This is a genomic window from Palleronia sp., from assembly GCF_042089775.1.
Taxonomy (GTDB): domain Bacteria; phylum Pseudomonadota; class Alphaproteobacteria; order Rhodobacterales; family Rhodobacteraceae; genus Palleronia.
Genome location: NZ_JBELKF010000139.1, coordinates 1 through 5,583, shown reverse-complemented (window position 1 = coordinate 5,583; position 5,583 = coordinate 1). Strand labels below are relative to the sequence as shown.

Sequence of the window (5,583 nt, the reverse complement as noted above, 5' to 3'; positions counted from 1 at the left end):
TCGAAAGTCAGCGCCTCGGCTGTCAACTCCACCAGTTCCGGCATTGCTTGGGCAAAGCTTTGGATACCGGCAGAACGCTCGCCTTGGATCTGTTTGAAATGATCGACCCAAGCCGCTTTTGCGAGTTCATTCATTCCCCCGATCACACGCCCAGGCGTCCAGATGGGGTTCTTGTAGCGCCGGGCGCAGCGGTAGGATTTGTGGTCCTTTGCACGCGGATAGCTGACCTGTTGATACGGTGTGCGCGTTAGGTCAAAGGCGATCGCAGCGGCGCTCGGACTGAGCCCGGCCTCTTGGCGCAGGTACTCGGCAGCGTCCTTGCTCGCCCACCTCAGCGACAGCGGTCGCTGGTTATCTAGAAACTCCACTCAGAGCCGTTCCTTGCCTTGGGCGCGGTAGTGAACGGTCTTGCAGGAGGCAGGCCGTTGGCCTAAACTCTCCATGTCACAGGCTGCAAGTCCGCGCATTCCACCGGCATTGTTGCTATCAAGAAGCCCGTAGTCGTTGGTAGCGCTGCGGGCTTCGCTCGTTGTGGCTCACGCCACGGTGATGACGATACTGCCAGAAATTGCGCACGGCAAGCGTCCCACCCACTACCTGTTCCGTCTTCCGCCTCAAGATCGCCGCGCGCCGAACCACTTTGCCCACCAGCCGGGCGAGGTCGCCGTTTCCTCGGGCTTCGGCAGCAGCTTCATCACGTCATCCAGCATCCGCTTGCGTTCCTCGGCCACAGCCTGCGCCGCCGCTAGATCGCGCTCGGCTTGGATGCGATCGCGCTCCACTTCGTCCTTCTGCGCCCGCACCTGGTCGAGTTCGGCCCTGATCGCTTCAAGCTCTTTGGCATGTTTGGCTGACAAGTCCTCAATATCGCTGGATTTTAGCACGGCAAGCCCCTGTTCGGGTGCCAAATCCTTGGCGGTGTCAACGGCTGGCAAATTGCCACGGGGCTGATAGAGGCGAGCCAGTTCCGACTGGTCGATTTGCCAGACGTCCTGAGAGCCTTTACGGATCCGTTCCCCTGATATTGTGCCGTCTCGGAGCGCCTTTTGCAGGGTTGGCCGGGAAACGTTGAAAGCCTTGGCAGCCTGCGAGACGCTCAGTTTCGACATGGAAAGCCCCTTATCACATTGCCGTGTAAGAGCCTGTCACCTTGCCTGCTCTTTGCCATGCAGCTTGGCGCGGCAAGGGTGACGTGTCGAGTGGATCGCAGCGGAAGGGCCGTGCAAGCGTGGTGTTGATGCCGTCCACTCGCGCAGGATGCGTGGTTTGGCGCACTAGGGGCATTATGTCTTCGAGATTGCGGGGAATGACGGTCGCGCATAGGTTGCTTACCAGTAGCCCCCGAATGGACGTGGAAGCATGGAAACTATCGAAGACCTGAAACAGATGCGGGCCGAACTCGTCGCTCGCCGGGTCAAGGACGCCTACCTTGTATCGGCATATAATCATGAAAGGCTTGCCAAATTGGCTGACCTTCAAGCCTCGATTGCGGCACTTGATGCGGTAATTGCATCTGGGGAAACGCCTCCCGAGGGTGAGGGGCCGGTAGGATTCTTTACGATCTAATAAAAAGCGCCCGCGCGGATGACCGGCGGGCGCTTTCTAAGCTGAAGGGGGCAGTGTTACTGCCGGTCTTCCACGGCACTCACCACGTCGCCAAGCGCCCCCATGGTGTACTCGATGGACATGACCAAGAGGTCACGCAGATCGGCGGGCATGGGCGCATCGGGTGAGAGCTGCTGCACCTCGAAGCGAAGGTGAGCGAGGCCGCTTTGAGCCGTGGCGGCCTTGGCGCAGGCAAGATCCAGATCGGCCATCACACTGCCTCCTGAAGGGCGCGCAGACGCTGGCGGATTTCGCGATCCCGGTCGCGGCAACCGATGGCCAGATCACGGCCCTTGCTCGCAATCGACCAGAAGGCTTGGCAATCCTGCCGGTCGAGGTCTTCGCCCTTGCCTAAGGCAAAGCAGAGCATGTCGAGCGCCCAGACGATCTCTTCCATGGGTTCGTCGATCTTGATCGTCGGCGAGGCGTTCAACGCCTTGAATGCGTCACGGATGGCCGTCTTGGCATCTTTCGAGAAAGCCGCCTCTTGGTCTTCGCCCCGCATACGATAGGCTTCCACAGCAAGAAGGCGGAAGTCTTCATGGTGAAGATCCTTCAGCTTCTCGACGGCCTCTTCGGGCAGGTCAGACAGGCTCAGGCGGTTGGTTTGTGCAATCATTCGATACTCACTGGTTCGGCTTCTCACAGCCATCGCCGGTGTCGGACCGGCGGCCGGGGGGTGAGAACCTGCCAGTGAGACAGGTCGAACGCTTTTGGGGTCGCCCCTTGGACAGCACGTTCGCCCCCGGCCTGAAGCCGTACTTCGCCGATCCTTCCCGACCGGGAAAGGCAAATCTGTCCAAGACGTTAGGTCATCACTGGTTCGCGGGTTCTCACACCCAAGCCGGAACATGCACAGCGTGAACATACGCCGCAAGTGCTATCTGCGCGCGAGCTGCTAATACTTTTGGGGAGGGGTCGTAAGTCCTTGTTTACGTATATACGTAACTGCGCATTGATGCATTTATGTCACTGATAACGTTATCAGTGAGGATCGCGCCCACTGTGTTCGGACACAGTGAGGTCCGTTTCACGAGGGAACGGGCCTCACTATCCAAGATGGAAAGTGACTGCGGATTTCCGCAGTGAGGCTGACTGTGAACCGTTCACAGTGACAGCGCGCGGGTCACTTGAAGCGGATGCAAGTGAGCGGGGCCGGTGCAGCATCCCACTGCCCCCGGCCCCATGACTGCCCCCGGTTCAAAGCCGTGGCGGTCTGCATCGCGCCCCCGAGGTTAAAGGGCCATGCCGTGACGGGGTTTCGGCTGTCTCTCAATGCCGGGTACTCGCCGTCTGATCCCAGATGCTTCGCGGCAGAACAGGCCGCAGGGCGCATCCATGCCCTAACTCGGCCCGCCTTCGGTCTCGGCCAGAAACGTGAGCGTCTGCCGATCGTCGGAGAGGCGGGGTTGTTCCTTGATGTCGAAACTGCGCCCAGCGATCACGCATCGCATGGCCGGGGCAATGGTCGCGGTCTCGGCATCGTGGCGAATGGTGATGATCGCCGGTTGCCGGGATACCAGACGGGCCGCGATGACGGTTTCGCCACCGCGCAGAAAGCGGACATGGCACCAGCGCGTGAAGCGGTCGACCCACGCGCCATAAGTGTTGCCGAACCCGTCGTCGACTTCCTCGCGCACCTGGAACAAGGCCCGCGAAGTCATCCGCCCCGCCGTCATTTGTCGGCCTTTTCCAGCGCTGTCAGCGTGAAGCACTCGCGTTTCATCTTGCTGCCATCGAACCAGACGCAAATCGGGCCGCGATATTCGCTATCGCCTTCGTAGGTCATTACAGGCCCGCCGGATTTGAGCCGCACCAGGTCGCCGGGTTTTAGATCTTCTGCCATCAGTCCTGCCAATCAATGAAGTTGAGCGCATCGCCCACGGTGTTGCCGTCTAGCCCGGCCTCTTTCGCTTCGGCCATTGCCTTGATCATCGTCGCCAGCGCGCGCGCCTTGCCGCCGTGGTCGAACGCCTGCATCGGCCTCACCACGTCAATTGCGATCTTGCCGCCCAGCTTCTCCGCTGCTTCCTCGGCCATGATGTTAGCGATCGGTTGCAGCACCAGCTGGGCGAGATGCCGTTGCGCCTCGCGTACCATCGGGCCGGTCGTGTTCGCATTCATCAGGCCGGGCAGGACGCCAAACGTGCCGTAGATCGCGCCCTTCGCGTCGGTCAGCAGCCTGTCGGCCAGCGTTCTTTGCAGGTCGGGCGACAGCTGATCCGGGGATTTGCCGATCTGCGGGTTCATGCCCGCTGCCGTTGCCTGCGCCACGCCCTCGATCACAAGCGCCGCGCCACGCCGTCCGCGAAAGGCCGATCGCAGCTGATCCATATCTTCGGCGCTGCCCTCGGGAAGCGGGACGATCTGCGAGCCGATCGGGGCCTCGCGGAATACGTCACGCAATGCCGTTTCCAGTTCGTGCAGCAACTGGGCCGAGAGAGGCGCGCGCCGTAGTGGGGCCGTGCCGGTCCAGGGTGCTGCCGCGTCGGAGCCGATGCGGAAATGCAGAACCTCTGCCGCCAGCACGGTTTCCGATCGTGCGCCGCCCGCTTCGGGCAGGCTGAGACGATAGGCACGGGGTTCGCCGTCGCGGGTCGACACGTCCCAATCCACCGCCGGAATAAGCCGGTCGCGGATCAGGAATATAGCCTCGCCCCTGAGCGCCAGAGAGCGCGCGCACAGCGCCATGTTGCGCCGGGTCAGTAGGTCGGTGCCGGTTACGTCTGCCAGCGACAGGCCGCTTTCCCAAAGGCTCACCGACGATTGCACCGCCGCCGTCATTTCACCCATAGCCGAGGCCCCGGTGATCCAGCTTTCGCGCGCAGACATGATCTGCGCCGTGTAGCCGGTGCCAGCGGATCGCGTCTCGGCAGGCTTGCGCCGGAATGCGTCTAGGATGCCCATCAGAACCTCCACCGATTGAGAGGATGCACAGCGCCGCGATAGGGTTGCCGATCCTGGTGCGTTTCCCAGGATCGCGCCTCGATCTGCGCTTGCGGGTATGCGGGCCGGGTGACGGCTGAGAGTTCAAACAGCGCCGCCGCCGTCACGGTGCGAACCATCTCAGCGCCCCGCCGCTCGATCTTCTCGCCGCCGGGCGGGACACGGAAGCCGGGCGACAGGCCACGGATCAACCCGGAGCCATGCGCCGCGAGGAAGTCGCGCGCCCAGCTCGTGCCGTTGTCGATCGTCGCCTCGATCCGCAATGCGTCGTCGTCGTCGATCAGTTGCAAGGTGCCAGCCGCCCGCGAGGCGAGAGGCCGGTTGAAGTCGTGGCCGGCCAGCAGGTGAATGTCTTCGCCCGCCTCGATCCGATCCGCGAAGGCCCGCGAGGCGACGACTTCACGCCGCCCCGGTGCCAGCTCGGTTTCCGCGCCATAGGGGAACGTCGCCCGGAGACGGGATTGCCCGCCATCGCTGCGTAGTTCCAGCGCGCCGAGAGACGCCCCCCACAGCATCAGACTGCCCCGATGCCGGTCAGGATGCGGATCTGCGAGCCGCGCGCCACGGTCGTGTCAGCCGTGACAAGGCCAGTGAGCCGCAGCCCGCCCGACTGAGCGTCGGAATACGGATCGCGGATCATGTCGACGCCGCCCCAGAGGCCGAGGAAGGCCGGGGGGATGCCGCCCGCCGAGGTCGTCAGGATCGCGGTGCCAGCGTCCAGTTGGTTCGCCAGCGCGATGTTGCCCGCCGGGACATGCTTCGTCAGGCGGTCCCATTCGGAAACCGCGGTGCCGGACACCAGTGCGTCGTCCAGTTCGGCCCAGATTTCCGGGTCAAAGCCGATGTTGACGCCCGAAGCCGCGTTGATCGCGTTCGCCTGCATGAAGGCCACGATCTCGGTGCGGAACGCCGCCCAGGTCGCAGCCGCGCCGACAGCGGACGAGGTGATGCCGTAGGACGCCGCGCCGGGGAAGATGCCCAAAGGCTCACAGCACGCGCCGCAGCCCAGCAGAACCGCGCGCTCGACAACGG

The 5,583-nt window shown here is 63.0% G+C and carries 9 protein-coding genes and 1 pseudogene; 1 reads left to right on the top strand and 9 read right to left on the bottom strand.

Annotation, left to right across the window (positions count from 1 at the left end):
- Both ACFDS3_RS18555 and ACFDS3_RS18550 read right to left on the bottom strand, forming a co-directional pair.
- On the bottom strand, window positions 1-368 hold a 368-nt coding region (locus ACFDS3_RS18555; protein ID WP_375263830.1), incomplete at its 3' end, for a hypothetical protein.
- A 246-nt stretch (window positions 369-614) separates the two neighbouring features.
- Window positions 615-1,109, bottom strand: a complete 495-nt coding sequence (locus ACFDS3_RS18550; RefSeq protein ID WP_375263829.1) for a helix-turn-helix domain-containing protein — start codon at window positions 1,107-1,109, stop codon at window positions 615-617.
- Between the two features lie 250 nt (window positions 1,110-1,359).
- On the opposite strand from ACFDS3_RS18550, the gene ACFDS3_RS18545 reads away from it, so the two are divergent.
- Window positions 1,360-1,566: a hypothetical protein gene (locus ACFDS3_RS18545; protein ID WP_375263828.1), complete on the top strand. Its 207-nt coding sequence runs from the start codon at window positions 1,360-1,362 to the stop codon at window positions 1,564-1,566.
- Window positions 1,567-1,622: 56 nt separating this feature from the next.
- Here ACFDS3_RS18545 and ACFDS3_RS18540 read toward each other — a convergent pair whose 3' ends face one another.
- The 7 genes and pseudogenes from ACFDS3_RS18540 to ACFDS3_RS18510 all read right to left on the bottom strand — a co-directional run.
- Window positions 1,623-1,817, bottom strand: a complete 195-nt coding sequence (locus ACFDS3_RS18540; RefSeq protein ID WP_375263827.1) for a hypothetical protein — start codon at window positions 1,815-1,817, stop codon at window positions 1,623-1,625.
- Window positions 1,817-2,224 (bottom strand): hypothetical protein, encoded by a 408-nt coding sequence (locus ACFDS3_RS18535; RefSeq protein WP_375263826.1) that lies wholly within the window; start codon window positions 2,222-2,224, stop codon window positions 1,817-1,819. Before ACFDS3_RS18535 ends, ACFDS3_RS18540 begins: the two co-directional genes overlap by 1 nt.
- 724 nt (window positions 2,225-2,948) lie before the next feature.
- A complete protein-coding gene (locus ACFDS3_RS18530; protein WP_375263831.1) occupies window positions 2,949-3,269 on the bottom strand; it encodes a phage head closure protein in 321 nt (106 codons plus the stop codon).
- A gap of 11 nt (window positions 3,270-3,280) precedes the next feature.
- Window positions 3,281-3,451, bottom strand: coding sequence for a YodC family protein (locus ACFDS3_RS18525; RefSeq protein WP_375263825.1), 171 nt, complete (start codon window positions 3,449-3,451; stop codon window positions 3,281-3,283).
- Window positions 3,451-4,512: a hypothetical protein gene (locus ACFDS3_RS18520; protein ID WP_375263824.1), complete on the bottom strand. Its 1,062-nt coding sequence runs from the start codon at window positions 4,510-4,512 to the stop codon at window positions 3,451-3,453. The genes ACFDS3_RS18525 and ACFDS3_RS18520 overlap by 1 nt, the downstream gene beginning before the upstream one ends.
- Window positions 4,512-5,066, bottom strand: a complete 555-nt coding sequence (locus ACFDS3_RS18515) for an HK97 family phage prohead protease (protein WP_375263823.1) — start codon at window positions 5,064-5,066, stop codon at window positions 4,512-4,514. The genes ACFDS3_RS18520 and ACFDS3_RS18515 overlap by 1 nt, the downstream gene beginning before the upstream one ends.
- Window positions 5,066-5,583: pseudogene (locus tag ACFDS3_RS18510) on the bottom strand (phage major capsid protein); the annotation flags it as partial. The gene ACFDS3_RS18515 and the pseudogene ACFDS3_RS18510, both read right to left, overlap by 1 nt.